Below are 21,209 nucleotides of genomic sequence, written 5' to 3' on the forward strand. Positions count from 1 at the left end.
TGGTTAGACCTTCAGGGTCGCCATGTCGATGACAAAGCGGTACTTCACATCGCCGGCGATCATGCGGCTGTAGGCTTCGTTGATATGGCGGATATCGAGCATCTCGATGTCACAGCTGATGCCGTGCTCGGCGCAGAAATCCAGGACCTCCTGGGTTTCGGCAATGCCACCGATCAACGAACCAGCCAGCACTTTACGGCCCATGATCAGCTTGGCGGCGTTGACCGGCGGGTCGACCGGTTCGATCAGGCCGACCAGGATGTGCACGCCGTCAAAGCGCAATACGTCGAGGTAGGGGTTGAGGTCGTGCTGCACCGGGATGGTGTCCAGCAGGAAGTCGAAGTGCCCGGCGGCGGCTTTCATCTGCTCGGCATCGGTGGACACGATCACGTGATCGGCACCCTGGCGACGGCCTTCTTCGGCCTTGCTCGCGGAGCGGGTGAACAAGGTCACTTCCGCGCCAATCGCCTTGGCCAGCTTGATGCCCATATGGCCCAGGCCGCCCATGCCCAGTACACCCACTTTGTCGCCGGCCTTGATGCCGTAGTGCTTGATCGGCGAATACATGGTGACGCCGGCGCACAGGATCGGCGCGGCGCTGGCCAGGTCGAGCTTGGCCGGGATCTTCACCACGAAGTGCTCGCTGACCACAATGCTGTCCGAGTAGCCGCCCATGGTGTTGCTGCCGTCGACGCGGTCCGGGGTGGCGTAGGTCATGGTTGGACCTTCGAGGCAATATTGCTCCAGGTCGGCTTTGCACGCATCGCAATGACGGCACGAATCGACCATGCAGCCCACGCCGACCAGGTCGCCGACTTTGTGTGCGGTGACGTTGGCGCCAACAGCGGTGACCTTGCCGACAATCTCGTGGCCCGGCATCAGCGGGTACACGGCGATGCCCCATTCGTTGCGCGCCTGGTGGATATCGGAGTGGCACACGCCGCAGTACAGGATCTCGATAGCCACGTCATCCACGCGTGGGCTGCGGCGCTGAAAGGACATGGGGGCGAGGGGAGTGGTGGCCGACTGGGCGGCGTAACCGATGGCGGTGTACATGGGGGAAACCTCGCAAAAGCAATGACAGGAGAGGCCGCGCATTTTCCGCACCGGGCCTTGATGCGGCCATGGTGATTGCTCCGAGTCTCATGCCTATTCGTCCGGGAGTGCCCCCTGATTGGATTTTTGTGTCGCCAGACCTGCGATGATGTTCTCATCCCTTTTTCGCGAAGTTTTTTGCCATGTTGTTGACTCGCCATCTCGACGCCAACGCCACGCTGGTTTCCCTGATTGAAGGCCTCACGCCGCGTGACGGTTTTTCTCCCACCCACCTGCCCGGCGTGCAGGTGCTGCGCGCCAGTTGCGACGTGGCGCGCGGCCCGCAGATCTATGAGCCGAGCCTGATGTTTGTGGCCCAGGGCAGCAAGGTCGCCTACCTGGGCCCGCGTACGCTGGAGTATGGCGCCGGGCATTACCTGATCCAGGCGATGCCGGTGCCGTTCGAGTGCGAGACGTTTGCCATGGCGCCGGATGCACCGCTTTTGGGGGTGACGGTGGGGATTGATCGCGTGGTGCTGGGCGAACTGGTGATGGCCATGGGCATTCAGGCCGGGCCGCCGCCGACGGCGCAGACGCTGGAGTCGATGAGTTCGGTGGTGCTCGATGATGCCATGCGCGGGTGTGTCGAACGGCTGTTGCAGTGCCTGCACGATCCGCTGGAAAGCCGGATCATGGGTCCGGCGCGGGTGCGCGAGTTATTGTTCACCGCGTTGCGCGGGCCGCAGGCCGATGTGCTGCGTGCGCTGGTCGAACAGCAAGGGCAGTTCTCGCGAATTGCCACGTCACTGAATCACCTGCATGCGCATTACGCCGAGCCGCTGAATATCGAGACGCTGGCGGGCTATGCGCACATGAGCGCGTCGACGTTTCATGAGCACTTCAAGCGCTGCACGCTGTTGTCGCCGGTGCAGTACCTGAAGCGTTTACGCTTGCTCAAGGCCCAGCAGTTGCTGCTGGTGGAAGGGATGGGGGTGGCGCAGGCGGCGCATAGCGTGGGGTATCAGAGTACGTCGCAGTTCAGCCGGGAATATAAGCGCTACTTCGAGCGCAATCCTGGTGAAGAGCGGGCTGCATAAATCTTAGTGATTCAACCCGGTCAATGTGGGAGCAGGCAAGCCAGCGCCCACATTTTGACCGAGTCGAGCACAAAAAAAGGCCCTCGCAATGAGGGCCTCGTTTTTCAAGCCGCTGACTTACATATTCGGATAAGTCGGCCCACCCGCGCCTTCCGGCGTCACCCAGGTAATGTTCTGCGAAGGGTCCTTGATGTCACAGGTCTTGCAGTGCACACAGTTCTGGGCGTTGATCTGGAAGCGCTTCTCGCCGTCTTCCTGGGTGATCACCTCATACACACCCGCCGGGCAATAGCGCTGCGCCGGTTCATCGTAGAGCGGCAGGTTGGTGCCGATCGGGATGCTCGGGTCTTTCAACTTCAAGTGGCACGGCTGCTCTTCTTCATGGTTGGTGCCAGAGATGAACACCGAGCTCAGCTTGTCGAAGCTCAGCTTGCCGTCGGGTTTCGGGTAGTCGATCTTCTTGCTGTCCTTGGCCAGCTTGAGGCAGGCGTAGTCCGGCTTGGTGTCGTGCAGGGTGAACGGCATTTTGCCGCCGAGGATGTTCTGGTCGAACCAGTTGAAGCCCGCGCCGATGATCGGGCCGAACTTGTGCATCGCCGGGCCGAAGTTACGGCTGGCGAACAGTTCTTCGTAAAGCCAGCTGGCTTTGAAGCTGTCGACGTACCCGGTCAGTTCATCACCGCCCTCGGAGTCGGCAAACAGGCGATCGGCCACGGCGTCGGCGGCGAGCATGCCGGACTTCATCGCGGTGTGGCTGCCTTTGATCTTGGCCACGTTCATGGTGCCCAGGTCGCAACCGATCAGTGCGCCGCCCCTGAAGATCATCTTCGGCAGCGAATTGATACCGCCTTTGGCCAAGGCACGGGCGCCGTAGCTGATGCGCTTGCCACCTTCCAGGTACTGGGCAAGCACCGGGTGATGCTTGAGGCGCTGGAACTCATCGAACGGCGACAGAAAGGTATTGCTGTAAGACAGGTCGACAATCAGGCCGACAACCACCTGGTTGTTTTCCAGGTGATAAAGGAACGAGCCACCGGTGTTCTCGTTGCCCATGATGTCCAGCGGCCAGCCGGCGGTGTGCACCACCAGGCCTGGCTGATGCTTGGCCGGGTCGATCTCCCAGATTTCCTTCAGGCCGATGCCGTAGTGCTGGGCGTCGGCATCGCTGGCCAGGTTGAAACGTTCGATCAGTTGCTTGCCGATGTGGCCACGGCAGCCTTCGGCGAACAGCGTGTATTTGCCACGCAGCTCCATACCCGGGGTGTATACGCCTTCTTTTGGATTGCCTTCGCGGTCGACGCCGAGGTCACCGGTGATAATCCCGCGCACCACGCCGTTCTCGTCGAACAGCGCTTCCTGGGCGGCGAAGCCTGGGTAGACTTCCACGCCCAGGTTCTCGGCCTGCTGGGCGAGCCAGCGGCACAGGTTGCCCAGGGAGATGATGTAGTTGCCTTCGTTGTGCATGGTCTTGGGCACAAAGAAGTCAGGCACCTTGGTGGAAGCGTCCGGGCTGCGCAGTACATAAATGTCATCGCGCACCACGGGGGTGTTGAGCGGGGCACCGAGTGCTTTCCAGTCCGGGAACAGTTCGTTCAGGGCGCGTGGTTCAAACACGGCACCGGAGAGGATGTGTGCGCCGACTTCGGAGCCTTTTTCAACCACGCAGACGCTGATTTCCTTACCGGCTTCGGCGGCCTTCTGCTTCAGTCGGCAGGCGGCAGACAGGCCCGCCGGGCCAGCGCCGACGATGACCACGTCGAATTCCATGTATTCGCGTTCCACAGGCTATCTCCTACTCAAGGCTCAACAGGCTTTTTTTTCTAATGGGTGGAGGTTCGGTGTCGTCTGGCGCGAGGGCCGGACCCACCTTTCTCTCTAGGTGGCGCATTATATATAGACCACTGCTAGCGTCCAATACAAACGTTTGTTTGAATTGCCCGCAGGCTAGGAAAATCAAAGAGGCGCGGCTTATGACTGGCTATTTTGCCGTATTGACCAGAATAGGTGTTCCGGTCAATATACGGTCGGTTTCGCGCTTACCGTAGGCAGACTGCAGGTTTCAAGAGCACGTCCAAAAGCAAGACAGGTGACGCGTGCCCAAACTTTGGCGCGCAGTTTACACGCTGCGATAAAGAATGACCTCTCAGTCACCACTGACGAACGGTCATCATTTCCCGTGAGCCAGGTCACTCGCCGAGGTTTTTGGAGGTGCCCTTGTGTGCCGATGAGCATCAACCGCCAGGTTCGCCTAGGCGACTTTCTTTTCACCGGAGAGTAACGAGGAATCCATGAAGGTTCTTGTAGCTGTCAAACGCGTTGTCGATTACAACGTGAAAGTTCGCGTCAAGGCGGACAATTCCGGCGTCGACCTTGCTAACGTCAAAATGTCGATGAACCCTTTCTGCGAAATCGCTGTGGAAGAAGCCGTCCGCCTGAAAGAGAAAGGCGTGGCGACTGAAATCGTCGTGGTTTCCATCGGTCCTACCACTGCTCAAGAGCAGCTGCGTACCGCTCTGGCACTGGGCGCCGACCGCGCTATCCTGGTCGAGTCCGCTGAAGACCTGACCTCCCTGGCCGTGGCCAAGTTGCTCAAGGCCGTTGTCGACAAGGAACAGCCTCAGCTGGTGATCCTTGGTAAACAAGCCATCGACAGCGACAACAACCAGACCGGCCAGATGCTGGCTGCACTGACCGGTTACGGCCAGGGCACCTTCGCGTCGAAAGTCGAAGTAAGCGGCGACAGCGTAGCTGTAACCCGTGAAATCGACGGCGGCGCACAGACCGTTTCGCTGAAACTGCCGGCCATCGTGACCACCGACCTGCGTTTGAACGAGCCGCGCTACGCGTCCCTGCCAAACATCATGAAAGCCAAGAAGAAGCCTCTCGAAGTGCTGACGCCTGACGCTTTGGGCGTTTCCACCGCCTCCACCAACAAGACCGTAAAAGTTGAAGCGCCGGCTGCTCGCAGCGCAGGCATCAAGGTCAAGTCGGTGGCTGAACTGGTCGAGAAACTGAAAAACGAAGCGAAGGTGATCTGATCATGACTATCCTCGTAATCGCCGAACACGATAACAAGGTGCTGGCTCCGGCCACCCTGAACACCGTGGCTGCCGCCGCTAAAATCGGTGGCGACATTCACGTACTGGTTGCCGGCCAGGGCGCTGGCGCCGTGGCTGAAGCCGCTGCGAAAATCGCCGGTGTGAGCAAAGTACTGGTCGCCGACAACGCGGCCTACGCTCATCAACTGCCGGAAAACGTCGCGCCGCTGGTAGCTGAGCTGGGCGCTGGCTACAGCCACATTCTGGCTGCCGCGACCTCCAACGGCAAAAACATCCTGCCACGCGTTGCCGCGCAGCTGGACGTCGACCAGATCTCCGAGATCATCTCGGTCGAAAGCGCCGACACCTTCAAGCGCCCGATCTACGCCGGTAACGCCATTGCCACCGTGCAATCGACTGCTTCGGTAAAAGTCATCACCGTACGTGCCACCGGTTTCGACCCGGTTGCCGCCGAAGGTGGTTCGGCTGCCGTTGAAGCTGTTGCGGCTGCCCACGACGCTGGTACTTCCAGCTTTGTTGGCGAAGAGCTGGCCAAGTCGGATCGTCCTGAGCTGACCGCTGCCAAGATCGTCGTTTCGGGCGGGCGTGGCATGCAGAACGGTGACAACTTCAAGCACCTGTACGCCCTGGCTGACAAGCTGGGTGCTGCGGTCGGCGCTTCCCGCGCGGCCGTCGACGCAGGTTTCGTACCCAACGATATGCAGGTCGGCCAGACCGGCAAAATCGTTGCGCCACAGCTGTACATCGCCGTCGGTATTTCTGGCGCGATCCAGCACTTGGCCGGTATGAAAGACTCCAAAGTAATCGTCGCGATCAACAAGGACGAAGAAGCACCGATCTTCCAGGTGGCTGATTACGGCCTGGTGGCGGACTTGTTCGAAGCCGTACCTGAGTTGGAGAAGCTGGTCTAATCCAGTCGCTTCACTTATAAAGAGCCCGGTCTTATGACCGGGCTTTTTTTTGCGGCCCCTTTTTTGAACATCGGAGAGCTTCGCCATGGAACTGCGCCCCTGGAGCGTTTTGCTGGGCCTCACGCTGCTGCCGACGCTGTCGCTGGCGGCGGGCAAATGCGATCGCCTGGTGATCACCGGCAGCCCGGACACACCCCCTTTGCTCTGGCGCGACCCGCAGGACCCCACGCACCTGATCGGCGCCACCGCCGATGTGTTGCAACAAGTGGGCAAGGACCTCGGGTTAAAAATCGACCTGCTCTACGGCGGCAAGCGTTCCCTGGCCCTGGATGAAGTGCGCAGTGGGCGCATGGACATCCTCGCCGATGCGCCGCTGAACCTGGGTGAGCTGGAAACCCTCGACTACATCCACCCGGCGCTGGTGCAGCTCGACTATCTGGTCTGGACGCGCAAGGATTCGGCGCTGGCCTACACCACAGCCGCCGATCTGCATGGGCACAAGGGCGCCGTGTCCGAGCGGGCGCGCCTCAGCGCGGGCTTCGAGACCTTCGCCGGCCAGCAATTGACCTTGCAACGCCTGCCATCCCTGACGCCAGCGTTTCAGAAACTGCTGCTGGGCGAGGTGGACTATGTGCTCGCCGGGCGTTATCCCGGCATGGCCATGGCGCAGACCTTGGGCATGAGCAACGACCTGGTCGCCCGCGATGTGCCGATCGATCAGCCGGGCCTGTACCTGGCGATTTCACACAACTCGGCCTGCAATGATCCGTGGTTGCGCGGACAGCTTGCTAAAAAGATGACAGAATTGCCGACGTCCGGTGTGGCGGAAGCGGCGCTGCAGCGCAATCTGGAGCGCTGGAAAGCACAATTGCAGCAACCCGTCGGCACCCCAACAAAGTAGGGATTTTCAGTGACTCTTCGACCTCTTTTCGCGGCCCTCGCCGTTGTCGCTCTGGCGGGATGTGCAGCCGATCCTGCGCCGAATGAACAAATGCGCCTGACCCAGCAAGCCTTGGAGCAAGCCAGTGCCGTGGGTGCCAACGCGGATGAATCGCCTGAATTGAAATTGGCCGAAGCTAAATTCGCCCGAGCCAAGTCGAGCATGGCCGACGAATCCTACAAAAACGCGCGTATGCGTTTCGAGCAAGCCGAGCTGGACGCACGCCTGGCCGAAGCCAAGGTGCTGACGCGCAAGAGCCAGGAACAACTGAACGTGCTCAACACCCGTATCACCCGCCTGCGCAAGCAATTGCAGTTGGGGGAAGCCCAATGAGCCCGATGATCCGCGGTTTGAGTGGTGCCGTGCTGCTGGGCACTGCCGTGCTGGGCGGTTGCGCCAGCCATCCCGATAGCGAACAGGCCTTGCAACAGGCGGGCACTGACTTCCAGAAGGTCAAGGAAGACGCCAATGTATTGCGCATCGCCCCTAAGGACGTGATCCGTGCCGGTGAATCCCTGGCCCGTGCCGACCGCTTGTCCAGTTACTGGGGCAGCGGCTCCGACGTCGTGCATTACGCCTACCTGAGCCAGCGCTACAGCGCCATTGCCCGTGAGCACACCGAGCAGGCGCTCAACGAAGAGCGCGCCGCCAAGCTGGAGCTGGAACGCCAGCGCCTGCAACTGGCCCTGCGTGAAAGCAAGCTGATCAGCGTGCAGCAGCAGGGCAAGTGGCTCGAAGAACAGATCGCCAGCCTGGCCACCACCCAGACCGATCGCGGCCTGGTGATGACGTTGGGCGACGTGCTGTTCGATACCGGTGTGGCAGAACTGAAAAACTCGGCCAACCGCACTGTGCTGAAAATCGTACAGTTCCTGCAATTGAACCCCAAGCGCGTGGTGCGCATCGAGGGTTATGCCGACAACACGGGCGGTGAGCGGGAAAATCTGAAACTGTCCCGCGACCGTGCGCAGTCGGTGGCGGATGTGCTGGTGGACCTGGGTATCGACGAAAAGCGCATCCAGGTTGAAGGTTATGGTGACCAGTTCCCGGTGGAGGCCAATGCTTCCGAGCGGGGCAGGGCGCAGAACCGTCGGGTAGAGATCGTCTTCTCGGACGAGAAGGGCCAATTGGGCGCCGCTCGCTAGGCGTCTGGCACCAGTCAAAATGTGGGAGCTGGCTTGCCTGCGATGCGGGCAACGCGGTTTCTGAGGCATACCGAGGCGATGCAATCGCAGGCAAGCCAGCTCCCACAGGGAGTGCACCGATCCATGATCGGTTTTTTTATGCCTGAAATTCCTGTCACCACCCTTACAGTTTTTACTGTCACTCCCGCCCTCGCTCGACTATTGTGGCAACTGTCCCCGTACACTTCTAAACTGTGCCGGTATGTTTCACACAAAAATAAAATACCCGTGAAATCGAGTGCTGCGTCATGACCAATCTGTTGCTTTACCAACGTATCGCCCAGCAACTGGCCGAAGATATCCGGCGCGGTGTCTATCAACCGGGCGAGCGCGTGCCTTCGGTGCGCAAGATGAGCTCGCAGTTGAACGTGAGCCACGCCACGGTGTTGCAGGCCTACGCCAACCTGGAAGACCAGGGGCTGATCCGGGCGCGGCCGCAATCCGGTTATTACGTGCACCAGACACCAGCGCTCACCGCGCCGACGCCCGACATCGCACGGGTCGAACGCCCAGGGTTGGTCACCCGCAGCAGTATCATCCAGCAGGTATTGGGCGAGTCGCGGCGCGAAGGCGTGTTCCCATTGGGCGCTGCTGTGCCCAGCGTGGACTACCTGCCGGTACGCGCATTGCACCAGCAGTTGGCCAAGGTCACGCGCTTCCAGAGCCCGCGGGCGTTCAGTTACATGTTCAGCCCCGGCTTCGAGCCGCTTCGCCGCCAGGTGGCGATCCGTATGCGCGATGCGGGTGTGGTGGTGGACCCTTCCGAAGTTGTGATCACCCACGGGTGTGTCGATGCGTTGCAGATGTCACTGCGGGTGCTGACACGGCCTGGCGACTTGATTGCCGCTGAATCGCCAACCTATTACGGCTTGCTGCAGTTGGCTGACTTGCTGGGGCTCAAGGTCATCGAGATCCCCAGCGACCCATCCACCGGCATGAGCCTGGAAGCCCTGCAACTGGCGGCCAACCAATGGTCGATCAAAGCGCTGGTGTTGACCACGCGCCTGAGCAACCCCTTGGGCGGCACCATGCCCGAGGAACGTCAGAAACAGTTGCTGCGCCTGGCTTCGGATTTCGATATCCAGATCGTCGAGGACGATATCTACGGCGAGCTGATGTTCGAACTGGGCCGCACCAAGGCCCTGAAAGCCTATGACCGCCTCGACCGAGTTATCTATTGCTCGAGCTTTTCGAAGACGCTGTCCCCCGGTGTGCGCATCGGCTGGATGATCGCCGGCAAATACCAGCAGGAGCTGCAGCGCCTGCAAATGTTCAGTACTCACTCGGCGTGCAGCGTCACCCAGATGGGCGTTGCGGCCTACCTGGAAAACGGCGGCTACGATCGGCACCTGCGCTATATACGCCAGGAGTACCGCAAGAATCTCAGCGCGTTCCAGCTCGCGGTGCAGCAATATTTCCCGGAAGGCACGCAGATGACCCGCCCGACCGGCGGCTTCATTTTGTGGGTCAGTTTGCCCGGACGGGTCAATACCCAGGAACTGCATGTACGCGCACTGCAACAGGGCATCAGCATTGCACCAGGCCTGATCTTCAGTAATACCGAGCAGTTCAATCACTGTATTCGCCTCAACTGCGGTACGCCCTGGAACCGTGAGGCAGAGCGGGCGCTGATGACGCTGGGGATGCTTGCCAGCCAGCTTTGCCAGGAAACGGCAGCCGGCCTTTGACGCGCACAAACGGGAAAAATCCTATAGCGCGCTAATCAGCGCACTTGTCATGCCGCGCACAACAAGCGAGCATATGGCCCTCTGCCGTTAATGCTGTAGGCAATATGACCTCGATTTTTCGCGCTGTTTGTGTGATTGGCCTGTTAAGCCTGTGCAACGTCAGCACCGCGCTGGCGGCAGCACCTGTGAGCGAAACCAAGCCCGCTGCCAGTTCGGAACAGAAGACCCCCGCCAAGAAAGCCCCCGCCGTGAAGAAGCAAAGTGCTGCGGCCAAAAAACGTGCGGCAAGTCGATCCAAATCGTCCCGTGAAGTGGCGCAGACACAATTGCCACCGGCACAGTTGGATCTGTCATTGCCAACGGACATGGTCAGGCACCTTCAGCCCATTGGCACCATGGCCAAGCCTAAAAGCGTGCCCTTGCTGCCGCCGATGTTTGGCGAGAAGCCCACCGACAACAGTGCATTCCAGATCAACGGCCGCCTGCTCAGCAATGAGATGAAGCTGCAGTTGCGCAATGAAGAGCGGCGTGAAGTGGAAGGCGCAGCGTTGGAATTCGAGTTCAAGCAGTAAACTTTTCCCACACACGTGACGCCGCCCTTCGACCATCTGTCGCAGACTGGCCAGTCACTTTTGTTTTCCGCGAAAAACCCCTGTTAGACCATTTTAAAACGGCTGTTTAAGGGCGTACTCTAGCCCGGCCATCCACATTGAGTCGTCGAGGACCTGCTGGTCATGAATTGCCGTGAAGGCTGTGGCGCTTGCTGCATCGCCCCCTCCATCAGCTCGCCATTACCTGGAATGCCACAAGGCAAACCGGCCGGCGAACGCTGCCTGCACCTGTCGGTCGAACAGCTATGCCAGCTGTTCGGGCAACCGGAACGCCCGGCGGTGTGCAGTGATTTCAAGGCGGACATCGAGGTCTGCGGCACCGACCAGGCCGATGCTATTCGTTTGATCGGCTGGTGGGAGCAGATGACGGCGGCTTGATGGGCTTTACTCTCGTAACTTCAACAATAAGGAATACACCTATGGGTTCGCTGAAACGAATGGCTGTGTTATGCGGTTTTACGGTGTTGTTTGCTGCAACTGCCCAGGCTGAGGATTGGCAAGTCGCCAAGGACGAAGACGGTATCAAGGTGTCCCTGAGCGAAGTTGCCGGCTCCAAGTACAAGGCGTATCGCGGTGTGACCGTGGTCAAGGCGCCGGTTGCCAAGATTGTTGCGCTGCAGGAAGACGTAGTGGGTGCCTGCAAATGGATTCACGAGTGCAAATTGCAAAAGCTGCTGAAACACGAGGGTGACGTCAGCTACACCTACACCCAGTTCAATGCTCCGTTCCCCGTCAGTAATCGTGATTCGATCCTCAAAATCACCACCTCCAAGGGCGCTGACGGCAGCGTGACCCGAACCTTGCTGGAGGTCCCGACCTATCAGCCAGAAGAAAAAGGCTTCGTACGGGTTGCCCAAGTCGAAGGCTTCTGGAAACTGGTGCCAAAAGGCGACAACCAGACCGAAGTCACTTACCAGGTACACACCGAGCCAGGCGGCAGCGTGCCATCGTGGTTGGCCAACAAGTTCGTGGTGGACGCGCCGTTCAACACCTTGAAAGCCTTGAAAGAACACGCTGAAAAATAAGCGCATTTGATCCGGTGCTTCCTGCCCAGAGTGGAACGTTTGCCGAACCCTCAAGGTCCAGATAGATGTGAGCCCACACGCGGGCTTTATCGAGGAGGCACCGATGCAAAAGTGGCAGATTACTTTCGTTGATGATCACGGCGTACAGTCCGTGGAGCAGTTCACCTGCGAACAAAGACCTAGCCTCGAAGATGCTGCGCACATGATTCGCAACAAACTGGTGCCTGTCGCCGCCGAACTCGACCTCAATGACCTTGAGGGCCGCCAGTCCGATCCTACGGTCAAGATCCTCAAAGACCAGAACAGTATCCAGATCCTCGACATCTCTCCTGCCGTCTGAACATTCGCTGTACACCCTTCAAGCACCTCTGGTGGAGGCGATAGCTTCGCGCTACTCTGCAAGTGAGATCAGCGAATGAATCGCTAGGTACTGGTCTTGTCAGCTACATGCTTGTTTTCCAGCGGTGATGTTATTGCCGTAGCTCCCACGCCAGTACGGCGTGGGCTTCGGGAAGCACGGAAAGTCTATCCATCAGTCTGAGGAGCACTTTTCATGAGCACAGCCTATCAAGAAGACATCAGCACCAATGTTCTGCGCCGCATGAAAGAAGGCGGTTTTGACTTTTCACGCTTCCACCCCATCGAGTTCTACGCCATTTTTCCTGATGAAGAACGGGCGCGCAGGGCTGCGGGTGAGTTTCGTGGGGAATCGCTGAATGCCCAGGTCAGTGCGCGCGACGATGGCGCCTGGTACTTGGAACTGAGCAAAATCATGTCTGCCACCTACGACGGCATAGGAGACTTCGAGCAAGACTTTGAGGCGGTGGTCGAGCCGCTGGGCGGGATCATCGAGGGATGGGGCGTGAAGCACGAGGTGCGTGGGTTACCCATGTAGCAGCGAGCAGTATGAGAAACACAGCGTATCGGCTGACCTTTGGGTCGGCCGATTTTGTTTTTGGCGCCCATCCAGGTCTTTTCAGGGCCAAAAAAAAGGCCACCCGAGCAGGGTGGCCAAAAGGGAAGACCGGGAGGCCGGTCGGTACACGAAGCACTACGTTACCGATCGCGCAAAGGGTTGAGCTGTAGGACACGTCCTGTTCAGCAGATGTTGGTAATTATCCGTACGCTTGACCGGGCAGTGAAATCAACTCTGGCTATGCTGTTGATAGTCAAAGCCCGCATTGCGATGAAGCAGGGGGCAGTGCACCGGGCATTCTGCGCACCAGGACGGTGCGAATGGATTCCGGTGGTTATTCAACTCACTGATTCTTAAGTGTTTATGCCGCTGGCACGGGCCTTGCGATGGTTCTAGCGCCCGGGTGACAAGGAGTTCGGCATGATCCGCACTTATTACGATGAAATGTACGACGGGGCAGGGCAGGTCCGACCGCATTACCGCGAGTTCGCCCGCTGGTTGGCTGATACCCCTGCTGAACTGCTGGCCCAGCGCCGGCGTGAGGCCGATTTGCTGTTTCACCGCGCCGGTATCACCTTCACGCTCTACGGGGACGAGCAGGGCACCGAGCGCCTGATTCCCTTTGACACCATCCCGCGCAGCATTCCCGCCAGCGAATGGCGGATTGTCGAGCGCGGCTGTATCCAAAGGGTCAAGGCGCTGAATATGTTTCTCGCCGACCTGTATCACGAGCAACGCATCATCAAGGCAGGGATCATTCCTGCCGAACAGGTGCTGGCCAACGAGCAATACCAACTGGCGATGCAGGGTTTGAATCTGCACCGCGACCTGTATTCCCACGTCTCCGGTGTCGACCTCGTACGTGACGGCGACGGCACGTACTACGTGCTTGAAGACAACCTGCGTACCCCGAGCGGCGTCAGCTACATGCTCGAAGACCGCAAGATGATGATGCGCCTGTTCCCCGAACTGTTCGCCGCCCAGCGTATCGCGCCCATCGATCATTACCCCAACCTGTTACTCGACACCCTGAAAAGCTCCAGCCCCCTGGATAACCCCAGCGTGGTCGTGCTGACCCCGGGCCGCTTTAACAGCGCGTTCTTTGAACATGCGTTCCTGGCCCGGGAAATGGGCGTGGAGCTGGTGGAAGGCGCCGACCTGTTTGTGCGCGATGACCGCGTATTCATGCGCACCACCGATGGGCCCAAGGCCGTGGACGTGATCTACCGCCGCCTCGACGATGCGTTCCTCGACCCATTGGCCTTCAACCCGGATTCCATGCTCGGCGTGCCTGGCCTGCTCGCGGCTTATCGTTCCGGCAATGTGGTATTGGCCAATGCCATCGGCACCGGGGTGGCGGATGACAAATCGGTGTATCCCTTCGTTACCGAGATGATCCGTTTTTACCTGGATGAAGAACCCATCCTGAAGAATGTTCCGACATTTCAATGCCGTAAGCCCGACGAACTGTCCCACGTATTGGCCAACCTGCCGGACCTGGTGGTGAAGGAAACCCAAGGCTCCGGCGGCTACGGCATGCTGGTCGGCCCGGCGTCCACGAAGGCCGAAATCGAAGCCTTCCGTGCGCGCATCAAGGCCAAGCCCCATGCGTATATCGCCCAACCGACCCTGTGCTTGTCCACCTGCCCGACCTTTGTCGAAAACGGCATTGCGCCGCGCCATATCGACCTGCGCCCATTCGTATTGTCCGGCAAGGAAACCCGTGTAGTCCCAGGCGGGCTGACCCGCGTGGCATTGCGTGAAGGGTCGCTGGTGGTCAACTCGTCCCAGGGCGGCGGCACCAAAGACACCTGGGTGGTCGAGGACTGATGCCATGTTGAGTAGAACTGCCTCGGATTTGTACTGGATGTCGCGCTACCTGGAGCGCGCGGAAAACCTCGCGCGCATGCTCGATGTCAGCTATTCGCTGTCGCTGATGCCTCAAGATGGGCGCGGTGATGGCCTGCATGAACTGGCGATGCCGCTGTTGATCACCGGCACCCTGGAGGATTACCACGCGCGCCACGGCGAGTTGCACGCCGAACGCCTGTTGCACTTTTTTGCCCTGGACGCAGCGAACCCGGCCAGCATCTACAGCTGTCTCGGCGCAGCGCGGGCCAGCGCCCATGCGGTGCGTGGGCGAATTACCGCCGACATGTGGGAAAACATCAACGCTACCTGGCTGGATATTCGTGACATCGCCCAGCAGGGCTTGAGCCGCTATGGCATGAGCCGGTTCTGTGAGTGGGTCAAGGAGCGGTCCCACCTGTTCCGCGGTGCCACCTACGGCACCATCATGCGCAACGATGCGTTCCGGTTCATTCGCCTGGGCACCTTTATCGAACGTGCCGATAACACCCTGCGCCTGCTGGACGCTCGCTATGAAATGGCCGGCGACCAGGCCGAAGCCGTCAGCGATGGCACGGCCCACGCCTACTATCAATGGAGCGCTTTGCTGCGCGCCTTGTCGTCGTTCGAGGCCTACACCGAGATTTACCGTGACGCCCCCGGCGCCCGGCAGGTCGCGGAATTACTGCTGCTGCGCGCCGACGTACCGCGCTCATTACGCGCCTGCAGCGAAGAGATCGACCAGATCCTCGCCAGCCTGCCCGGCCTCAATGGCCGACCGGCCCAGCGCCTGGCCGCCGAGATGGACGCGCGCCTGCGCTTTACCGCCATCGATGAAATCCTCGAGGAAGGCCTGCACGCCTGGCTGACCGACTTCATTCCCTTGGTTCGCCAGTTGGGCGACGCCATCTACAGTTCCTACCTGGAGGCCGCATGAGACTCTCCATCAGCCACGAAACCACCTACCACTACGAAAACCAGGTGCGCGCCAGCATCCAGTACCTGCGTCTTACACCCCACGACAGTGAGCGCCAGCGCGTACTCAGTTGGCAGCTCGACCTGCCGCGTCCGGTGCGCGCCCAGGTGGACCCGTTCGGGAACATCCTGCACGTGCTGACCCTGGATGAACCGCACGACGCCATCATCATCGGCGCCCGCGGCCAGGTGGATATCGACGAGTTGCGCGAGGCCGAACATGAGAACCAGTCGGCGTTCCCGTTCCTGCGTTGCACCCGTCTGACCGAGCCTGATGACGCCCTGCGCGGCTTTGCCCACCAGCACTGCCATCAACGCCGCGACCGTACGGCGCTGATTGATTTGATGCATGCGCTTAACCAGTCGATGGTCTACACGCCCGGTGCGACCGACGTCGACACCTGCGCCGCCCAGGCCTTCGCTGGCCGTGCAGGCGTGTGCCAGGACCACACCCATGCGTTCCTGGCGTGCGCGCGCAGCCTTGGGATCCCTGCGCGCTATGTGTCGGGGTATTTGTACACTGAGGACAGTACGCACCTGGCCAGCCACGCCTGGGCCGAAGCCTGGCTGGATGACGCGTGGTACAGCTTTGATGTGACCAACCAACTGGCCCGGCCGGAGCGGCATTTGAAACTGGCGGTGGGGTTGGATTACCTCGATGCCTGCCCGGTACGCGGTATGCGCCGTGGCGGCGGGCATGAGCAGATGCATGCCAAGGTATTTGTGGCGCCGACGCCGGTGATTTCAGTCCAACAGCAGTAACGGATGTAGTGAGCGGGCTTGCCCCGCGCTGGGTGGCGAAGCCGCCCTAATCCTGCCATCGTACTTTTCCAGGCAGAACCGAGTTGTCTGGTTTTGGGGCGGCTTCGCCACCCGCGCGGGGCAAGCCCGCTCACTACAATTTACGCCCTGCCATATGTTTCAAATAACTAACCAGCAAATCCAGCTCACCGTCCGGCAACACAGTGGCCGCAAACGCTGGCATCTTCGCCTGCGGCCAATGCCGCAAACTCTGTGGGGCGCGGATATAGCGTTTGAGGAAATCGCCGCCAAAATACTCGGTGGGGTTATAGGGAATATTCAAGTCCGGCCCCACCTGCGCGTCACCGGCACCGTTGAGGCGATGACAGGCCAGGCAATTCTTCTGGAACAGCGCAAAGCCCTGATTGATCGGGTCATCTACCGCCAGTTTCGGTTCGGGCAACAACGCCGGAAAGCGCTCCGCCACGGTCTTCAATTGTTTGATCCCTGAGATCTGGAACGGCCACTGCTCAGGGCTGATATGCCCGGCTTGCGGATCGGTCCACACCAGATAGAACGGCCCGGCACTCGGTTTTCCTTCCGTCAATGCAGGCCACGGTTGAGCGGGATCTTCCACCGCCAGCCAGGCACGTGCGCCCTGTTTTTCCAGCAGCGGTGCAGCCGTGAGCTCGGCGGCGAAACCATCCAAGGCCACAGCCTGCAGGTGGCTCTCAGGTTTCAGTCCCGGTAGGAGCAAGGCCAGCGGCACGGCCCGATAAGTCATGGTGCGCTTGTAGGAAACGTCATCAACGATCTGTACCGTTTGCGCTTGTGGGTGCTTGAGCAAGTCGGCGGTCTGCCAGGTCTTGCTGCTGTGGTCGAGCTCGATGGTCAATTGCGCCGCCGAAGCGGGCAGGCCGATCAGCAAAGCGAAGAGAGCGAAGATGACTTTCAAGAGGGAGGCCCGGTGCGCAGTGGCGATGGTGCTCACGATACCGGAAATCCATACATAAAAAGGCAGCCCCTGCAGGACCGCTATGCGCAATGTCCCGGCAGGTGCTGCCAAAAGCTGCAAACCCGGTGCTGTGTAGGCACGCAATGTGAGTGTTGAGGCGTCACCCAATAACCTTGGTCAAGTTGGGCAAGATCAGGATCAGTGTGGTGGCGAACAGAATAAGTCCCGCCTGACGTACTTTCGAATGTTTGAACATGGCTGACTGCCTTTTGTTGTTATTCCTGAGCGTCAAATGCGTGCCGGTTTTATTTCAGTATGGCGAGATGACGTGTCACTTTTCTTACAGCTGCTCCAGCAAAACCCGGCAGCAGCTTCTTACTGATTCAACCTTAGAGCCCTCGTTCTTCGTGGCTTAGACCTATTTCGTATCAGCTAATCAGCAATTTAGCTTAAAAAGGCATGAGGCATAACGCCATCTTGGCGCCAATGCCTTGGCTAGACAGCTAAACCGATTAATCACGTAATTAACTTAGGTGGCTACCGTTCGTCCGAGCGTCGGGGTCAAAAGCAATGAGCGCATCCGTCATTGAAACCGTGTCAATCGGGCCTAAGGTAGAGGCATCCATGCACAGCGGTTCGAGGATGTCATGACCCAAGCTTTGATCTTTGATGCGATACGCACGCCCCGCGGCAAAGGCAAGGCGGACGGCGCCTTGCACAGCGTCAAGCCAGTGAACCTGGTGGCTGGTTTGCTCACGGCGCTGGCCCGGCGCAACGACCTCGACACCCATCAAGTGGACGACATCGTGCTCGGCTGCGTGACCCCGGTGGGCGATCAGGGCGCCGACATTGCCAAGACCGCCGCGCTGGTGGCGGATTGGGACATCAGCGTTGCCGGTGTACAAGTCAACCGCTTCTGCGCCTCAGGCCTGGAAGCGGTCAACCTGGGGGCGATGAAAGTCCGCTCCGGTTTCGAAGACTTGGTCGTGGTCGGTGGCGTCGAGTCCATGTCCCGCGTGCCCATGGGCAGTGATGGCGGCGCCTGGGTTCTGGACCCGCAAACCAATATGCACAGCCATTTCACCCCGCAGGGCATTGGCGCTGACCTGATCGCGACCCTGGAAGGGTTCACCCGAGAGGACGTCGACACCTTTGCCCTGCATTCGCAGCACAAAGCGGCCAGGGCGCGTGCAGACGGTTCCTTCAACAAATCGCTGATCGCGGTGCAGGACCAGAACGGCATTGTGCTGCTGGACCAAGACGAATTCATCCGCGGCGACTCCACCCTCGAAGGCCTTGGCAAGCTCAAGCCGAGCTTCGAAATGATGGGGCAGATGGGCTTCGACGCCACCGCGTTGCGGGTCTACAGCCACGTCGAGCGCATCCATCACGTGCACACCCCCGGCAACAGCTCCGGCATCGTCGATGGCGCCGCGCTGATGCTGATCGGCTCCGAGGCCATGGGCCGCGAGCTGGGCCTGCAACCGCGCGCGCGCATCGTCGCCACGGCGGTCACCAGCACCGACCCCACCATCATGCTCACCGGCCCCGCGCCGGCAACGCGCAAAGCGCTGGCCAAGGCCGGCTTGCGTGTCGAAGACATCGACCTGTTCGAAGTCAATGAAGCGTTTGCCTCTGTCGTTCTCAAATTCATCAAGGACATGGGCATCGACGCTGCGCGGGTCAACGTGAATGGCGGCTCGATCGCCATGGGCCACCCGCTCGGCGCCACTGGCTGCGCGATCCTCGGCACCTTGCTCGACGAGCTTGAAGTACGCCAGCAGCGCTACGGCCTGGCCACGCTGTGTGTCGGCGGTGGCATGGGCATCGCCACCATTATCGAACGCCTCTGAGCCCAAGGAATTTTTCATGACCCAAGCCATTCGTTACGAACAAGGCCAGGACAGGATCGTGGTGCTGACCCTCGACATGCCCGGCCAAAGCGCCAATACCATGAACGGCGTGTACCGCGCGGCCATGGCGGCAACGGTCGAGCGTCTGGAGGCGGAAAGGGACAGCATTGCCGGAGTGGTGATCACCTCAGCGAAGAAGACGTTTTTTGCCGGTGGCGACCTCAATGAACTGATCAAGGTCGACAAGGCCCATGCCAAGGATTTCTACGACGGTGTGTTGGTGCTGAAAGCGCAGCTGCGTCGCCTGGAAACCCTCGGTAAGCCCGTGGTGGCTGCCATCAATGGCGCGGCGCTGGGTGGCGGTTGGGAAATTTGCCTGGCGTGCCACTATCGCGTCGCGCTGGATGACACGTCAGTGCAGCTTGGCTTGCCGGAAGTCACCTTGGGCCTGCTGCCGGGCGGCGGCGGGGTGGTGCGCATGGTGCGCATGCTGGGGTTGGAAAAGGCGCTGCCGTATTTGCTGGAAGGTAAAAAAGTCAGGCCGCAACAGGCGCTGCAAGCCGGGTTGATCAATGAGTTGGCGGCAAACCGCGAAGAGCTGCTAGCCAAATCCCGCGCCTGGATTCTGGCCAACCCGGATGCGAAGCAGCCTTGGGACACCAAGGCGTATCAAATGCCTGGCGGCACACCGTCCAGTCCGAAAGTGGCGCAGATGCTGGCAATTGCGCCGTCGATTTTGCGCAGTAAAACCCACGGCTGTTTCCCGGCCCCGGAGAAAATCCTCTGCGCGGCCGTTGAAGGTGCCCAGGTAGATTTTGACACTGCGCACCTCATCGAGACTCGCTACTTCACCGAGCTGGTGACCGGGCAAGTGGCGAAAAACATGATCGGCACCTTTTGGTTCCAGCTCAACGAGATCAACGCCGGCAGTTCACGTCCGCAAGGTTTCACGCCTTGCGTCACCGGCAAGGTCGGCGTGCTCGGCGCTGGGATGATGGGCGCAGGCATTGCCTATGTCAGTGCCAGTGCAGGCGTCGAAGTCGTGCTCAAGGACGTCAACCTGGCGGCGGCCGAGAAGGGCAAGGCGCATTCCGCGGCGCTGCTGGACAAAAAGGTCAGCCGTGGGCAACTGAGCGCTGATCAGCGGGAAGCCATCTTGGCGCGGATTCATCCTACGGCCTCCGATACCGACCTGGCCGGCTGCGACCTGGTCATCGAAGCCGTGTTCGAAGATCGCGAACTCAAGGCTAACGTCAGCGCCGCAGCACAACGCGTCGTGGGTGCCGATGCGGTGATTGCTTCCAACACCTCCACCTTGCCCATCAGCGGGCTTGCTACAGCAGTGCCGGATCCAGGCAAATTCATCGGCCTGCATTTTTTCAGCCCGGTGGACAAGATGCCACTGGTGGAGATCATCAAAGGCGCGCATACCTCAGACGAAACCCTGGCGCGCGGTTTCGATTTCGTACTGCAAATCAAGAAAACCCCGATCGTGGTCAACGACAGTCGTGGATTTTTCACCTCGCGGGTGTTCGGCACCTTTACCAACGAAGGCATCGCCATGCTTGGCGAAGGCGTGGCCGCACCGATGATCGAGACCGAAGCGCGCAAGGCCGGCATGCCGGTGGGCCCGCTGGCAGTGTCGGATGAAGTCTCTCTGAGCCTGATGAGCCATATAAGGCAGCAGACGGCTAAGGACTTGCAGGCGGAAGGTAAGGCAGTGCCGATGCATCCGGCGGCAGCGGTCATCGACCTTTTGGTCAACGAATACAAGCGCGTCGGCAAGGCGGCGGGAGGCGGTTTTTATGAGTACCCCAACGGCGGGCAGAAGTATCTATGGCCGGAGCTGAAAAGCCGCTTTGAAAGGCCCGATCAACGCATCTCGCCACAAGATGTGCGCGACCGCCTGCTGTTTATCCAGGCCATCGAAACCGTGCGGTGTGTGGAGGAGGGGGTGTTGATGTCCACGGCGGACGCTAACGTGGGGTCGATTTTCGGCATTGGTTTCGCGGCCTGGAGCGGTGGCGCTTTGAAGTTCATCAACCAATACGGGCTGAACGATTTTGTCGCCCGCGCCCGCTACCTGGCCGAGCAGTATGGCGAACGCTTCACACCGCCGGCTTTATTGCTGGAAAAAGCGGCCCAGGGTGACGTGTTCCGGTGATCAAGGGGGGCACCAATAACCTGTAGTGAGCGGGCTTGTCCCGCGCTGGGCTGCGAAGCAGCCCCAGTAAGGCCGTCGCGTTTTTTCAGGTGAAACGTGGTGTCAGGTTTTAGGGCCGCTTCGCAGCCCGGCGCGGGACAAGCCCGCTCACTACAATATTGTGTAGGTACTACGGGTTAAGGGGGGCTTGCCTTAAGGGGGTATTTC

General features: G+C 60.0%; 20 protein-coding genes. 17 read left to right on the top strand and 3 right to left on the bottom strand.

The features are described 5' to 3' along the window. Positions 1–3: 3 nt before the first annotated feature. A complete protein-coding gene (locus JBO08_RS15160) occupies positions 4–1,056 on the bottom strand; it encodes an NAD(P)-dependent alcohol dehydrogenase (RefSeq protein ID WP_065873949.1) in 1,053 nt (350 codons plus the stop codon). A 182-nt stretch (positions 1,057–1,238) separates the two neighbouring features. Here JBO08_RS15160 and JBO08_RS15165 point away from each other — a divergent pair, with 182 nt between their 5' ends. Next, positions 1,239–2,132: an AraC family transcriptional regulator gene (locus JBO08_RS15165; protein WP_049711947.1), complete on the top strand. Its 894-nt coding sequence runs from the start codon at positions 1,239–1,241 to the stop codon at positions 2,130–2,132. A gap of 117 nt (positions 2,133–2,249) precedes the next feature. Here the strand turns inward: JBO08_RS15165 and JBO08_RS15170 are convergent, their stop codons facing one another. Further along, complete coding sequence (locus JBO08_RS15170) at positions 2,250–3,914, bottom strand: electron transfer flavoprotein-ubiquinone oxidoreductase (protein WP_220074834.1); 1,665 nt, start codon at positions 3,912–3,914, stop codon at positions 2,250–2,252. Between the two features lie 506 nt (positions 3,915–4,420). Between JBO08_RS15170 and JBO08_RS15175 the strand changes: the two genes are divergently transcribed. The 14 genes from JBO08_RS15175 to JBO08_RS15240 all read left to right on the top strand — a co-directional run bounded on the left by JBO08_RS15175 (position 4,421) and on the right by JBO08_RS15240 (position 16,051). Continuing rightward, positions 4,421–5,170: an electron transfer flavoprotein subunit beta/FixA family protein gene (locus JBO08_RS15175; protein ID WP_032887429.1), complete on the top strand. Its 750-nt coding sequence runs from the start codon at positions 4,421–4,423 to the stop codon at positions 5,168–5,170. Positions 5,171–5,172: 2 nt separating this feature from the next. Further along, entirely contained in the window at positions 5,173–6,102 is a 930-nt protein-coding gene (locus JBO08_RS15180) for an electron transfer flavoprotein subunit alpha/FixB family protein (protein WP_065873947.1), read from the top strand. Positions 6,103–6,187: 85 nt separating this feature from the next. Further along, positions 6,188–7,003: an ABC transporter substrate-binding protein gene (locus JBO08_RS15185; RefSeq protein WP_065873946.1), complete on the top strand. Its 816-nt coding sequence runs from the start codon at positions 6,188–6,190 to the stop codon at positions 7,001–7,003. A gap of 9 nt (positions 7,004–7,012) precedes the next feature. Next, positions 7,013–7,375, top strand: coding sequence for a DUF4398 domain-containing protein (locus tag JBO08_RS15190; protein WP_049711951.1), 363 nt, complete (start codon positions 7,013–7,015; stop codon positions 7,373–7,375). Further along, complete coding sequence (locus tag JBO08_RS15195) at positions 7,372–8,187, top strand: OmpA family protein (RefSeq protein ID WP_065873945.1); 816 nt, start codon at positions 7,372–7,374, stop codon at positions 8,185–8,187. The genes JBO08_RS15190 and JBO08_RS15195 overlap by 4 nt, the downstream gene beginning before the upstream one ends. A 287-nt stretch (positions 8,188–8,474) precedes the next feature. Then, positions 8,475–9,914, top strand: coding sequence for a PLP-dependent aminotransferase family protein (locus tag JBO08_RS15200; RefSeq protein ID WP_049711953.1), 1,440 nt, complete (start codon positions 8,475–8,477; stop codon positions 9,912–9,914). Positions 9,915–10,018: 104 nt separating this feature from the next. Then, a complete protein-coding gene (locus tag JBO08_RS15205) occupies positions 10,019–10,486 on the top strand; it encodes a translation initiation factor 2 (RefSeq protein WP_065873944.1) in 468 nt (155 codons plus the stop codon). A 162-nt stretch (positions 10,487–10,648) separates the two neighbouring features. Next, complete coding sequence (locus JBO08_RS15210; RefSeq protein WP_065873943.1) at positions 10,649–10,903, top strand: YkgJ family cysteine cluster protein; 255 nt, start codon at positions 10,649–10,651, stop codon at positions 10,901–10,903. Between the two features lie 41 nt (positions 10,904–10,944). Beyond that, a complete protein-coding gene (locus JBO08_RS15215; protein ID WP_065873942.1) occupies positions 10,945–11,550 on the top strand; it encodes an START domain-containing protein in 606 nt (201 codons plus the stop codon). A gap of 103 nt (positions 11,551–11,653) precedes the next feature. After that, positions 11,654–11,890 carry a hypothetical protein gene (locus JBO08_RS15220; RefSeq protein ID WP_065873941.1) on the top strand — a complete coding sequence of 79 codons (237 nt, stop codon included), beginning with the start codon at positions 11,654–11,656 and terminating at the stop codon, positions 11,888–11,890. Between the two features lie 213 nt (positions 11,891–12,103). Beyond that, positions 12,104–12,445: a ribonuclease E inhibitor RraB gene (locus JBO08_RS15225; protein WP_220074833.1), complete on the top strand. Its 342-nt coding sequence runs from the start codon at positions 12,104–12,106 to the stop codon at positions 12,443–12,445. Positions 12,446–12,886: 441 nt separating this feature from the next. Next, positions 12,887–14,296: a circularly permuted type 2 ATP-grasp protein gene (locus JBO08_RS15230; protein ID WP_065873939.1), complete on the top strand. Its 1,410-nt coding sequence runs from the start codon at positions 12,887–12,889 to the stop codon at positions 14,294–14,296. A gap of 4 nt (positions 14,297–14,300) precedes the next feature. Continuing rightward, entirely contained in the window at positions 14,301–15,251 is a 951-nt protein-coding gene (locus JBO08_RS15235) for an alpha-E domain-containing protein (RefSeq protein WP_065873938.1), read from the top strand. Further along, positions 15,248–16,051, top strand: coding sequence for a transglutaminase family protein (locus JBO08_RS15240; protein ID WP_065873937.1), 804 nt, complete (start codon positions 15,248–15,250; stop codon positions 16,049–16,051). The genes JBO08_RS15235 and JBO08_RS15240 overlap by 4 nt, the downstream gene beginning before the upstream one ends. Positions 16,052–16,184: 133 nt before the next feature. Here JBO08_RS15240 and JBO08_RS15245 read toward each other — a convergent pair whose 3' ends face one another. After that, a complete protein-coding gene (locus JBO08_RS15245; RefSeq protein ID WP_220074850.1) occupies positions 16,185–16,985 on the bottom strand; it encodes a cytochrome c in 801 nt (266 codons plus the stop codon). Positions 16,986–17,632: 647 nt separating this feature from the next. On the opposite strand from JBO08_RS15245, the gene JBO08_RS15250 reads away from it, so the two are divergent. Further along, positions 17,633–18,838: an acetyl-CoA C-acetyltransferase gene (locus tag JBO08_RS15250; RefSeq protein ID WP_065873936.1), complete on the top strand. Its 1,206-nt coding sequence runs from the start codon at positions 17,633–17,635 to the stop codon at positions 18,836–18,838. Positions 18,839–18,854: 16 nt separating this feature from the next. Beyond that, positions 18,855–21,002, top strand: coding sequence for a 3-hydroxyacyl-CoA dehydrogenase NAD-binding domain-containing protein (locus tag JBO08_RS15255; protein WP_220074832.1), 2,148 nt, complete (start codon positions 18,855–18,857; stop codon positions 21,000–21,002). Positions 21,003–21,209: the final 207 nt, after the last annotated feature.

It is taken from the genome of Pseudomonas sp. LAP_36 (genome assembly GCF_019456785.1).
Taxonomy (GTDB): domain Bacteria; phylum Pseudomonadota; class Gammaproteobacteria; order Pseudomonadales; family Pseudomonadaceae; genus Aquipseudomonas; species Aquipseudomonas tritici.

Excerpts from the sequence above, each read along its gene's own strand:
- JBO08_RS15255 (WP_220074832.1), top strand. The coding sequence starts at position 18,855 with ATGACCCAAGCCATTCGTTACGAACAAGGCCAGGACAGGATCGTGGTG.
- JBO08_RS15225 (WP_220074833.1), top strand. The coding sequence starts at position 12,104 with ATGAGCACAGCCTATCAAGAAGACATCAGCACCAATGTTCTGCGCCGC.
- JBO08_RS15195 (WP_065873945.1), top strand. The coding sequence starts at position 7,372 with ATGAGCCCGATGATCCGCGGTTTGAGTGGTGCCGTGCTGCTGGGCACT.
- JBO08_RS15250 (WP_065873936.1), top strand. The coding sequence starts at position 17,633 with ATGACCCAAGCTTTGATCTTTGATGCGATACGCACGCCCCGCGGCAAA.
- JBO08_RS15215 (WP_065873942.1), top strand. The coding sequence starts at position 10,945 with ATGGGTTCGCTGAAACGAATGGCTGTGTTATGCGGTTTTACGGTGTTG.
- JBO08_RS15230 (WP_065873939.1), top strand. The coding sequence starts at position 12,887 with ATGATCCGCACTTATTACGATGAAATGTACGACGGGGCAGGGCAGGTC.
- JBO08_RS15175 (WP_032887429.1), top strand. The coding sequence starts at position 4,421 with ATGAAGGTTCTTGTAGCTGTCAAACGCGTTGTCGATTACAACGTGAAA.
- JBO08_RS15200 (WP_049711953.1), top strand. The coding sequence starts at position 8,475 with ATGACCAATCTGTTGCTTTACCAACGTATCGCCCAGCAACTGGCCGAA.
- JBO08_RS15210 (WP_065873943.1), top strand. The coding sequence starts at position 10,649 with ATGAATTGCCGTGAAGGCTGTGGCGCTTGCTGCATCGCCCCCTCCATC.
- JBO08_RS15160 (WP_065873949.1), bottom strand. The coding sequence starts at position 1,056 with ATGTACACCGCCATCGGTTACGCCGCCCAGTCGGCCACCACTCCCCTC.
- JBO08_RS15165 (WP_049711947.1), top strand. The coding sequence starts at position 1,239 with ATGTTGTTGACTCGCCATCTCGACGCCAACGCCACGCTGGTTTCCCTG.
- JBO08_RS15180 (WP_065873947.1), top strand. The coding sequence starts at position 5,173 with ATGACTATCCTCGTAATCGCCGAACACGATAACAAGGTGCTGGCTCCG.
- JBO08_RS15220 (WP_065873941.1), top strand. The coding sequence starts at position 11,654 with ATGCAAAAGTGGCAGATTACTTTCGTTGATGATCACGGCGTACAGTCC.
- JBO08_RS15205 (WP_065873944.1), top strand. The coding sequence starts at position 10,019 with ATGACCTCGATTTTTCGCGCTGTTTGTGTGATTGGCCTGTTAAGCCTG.
- JBO08_RS15235 (WP_065873938.1), top strand. The coding sequence starts at position 14,301 with ATGTTGAGTAGAACTGCCTCGGATTTGTACTGGATGTCGCGCTACCTG.
- JBO08_RS15240 (WP_065873937.1), top strand. The coding sequence starts at position 15,248 with ATGAGACTCTCCATCAGCCACGAAACCACCTACCACTACGAAAACCAG.
- JBO08_RS15185 (WP_065873946.1), top strand. The coding sequence starts at position 6,188 with ATGGAACTGCGCCCCTGGAGCGTTTTGCTGGGCCTCACGCTGCTGCCG.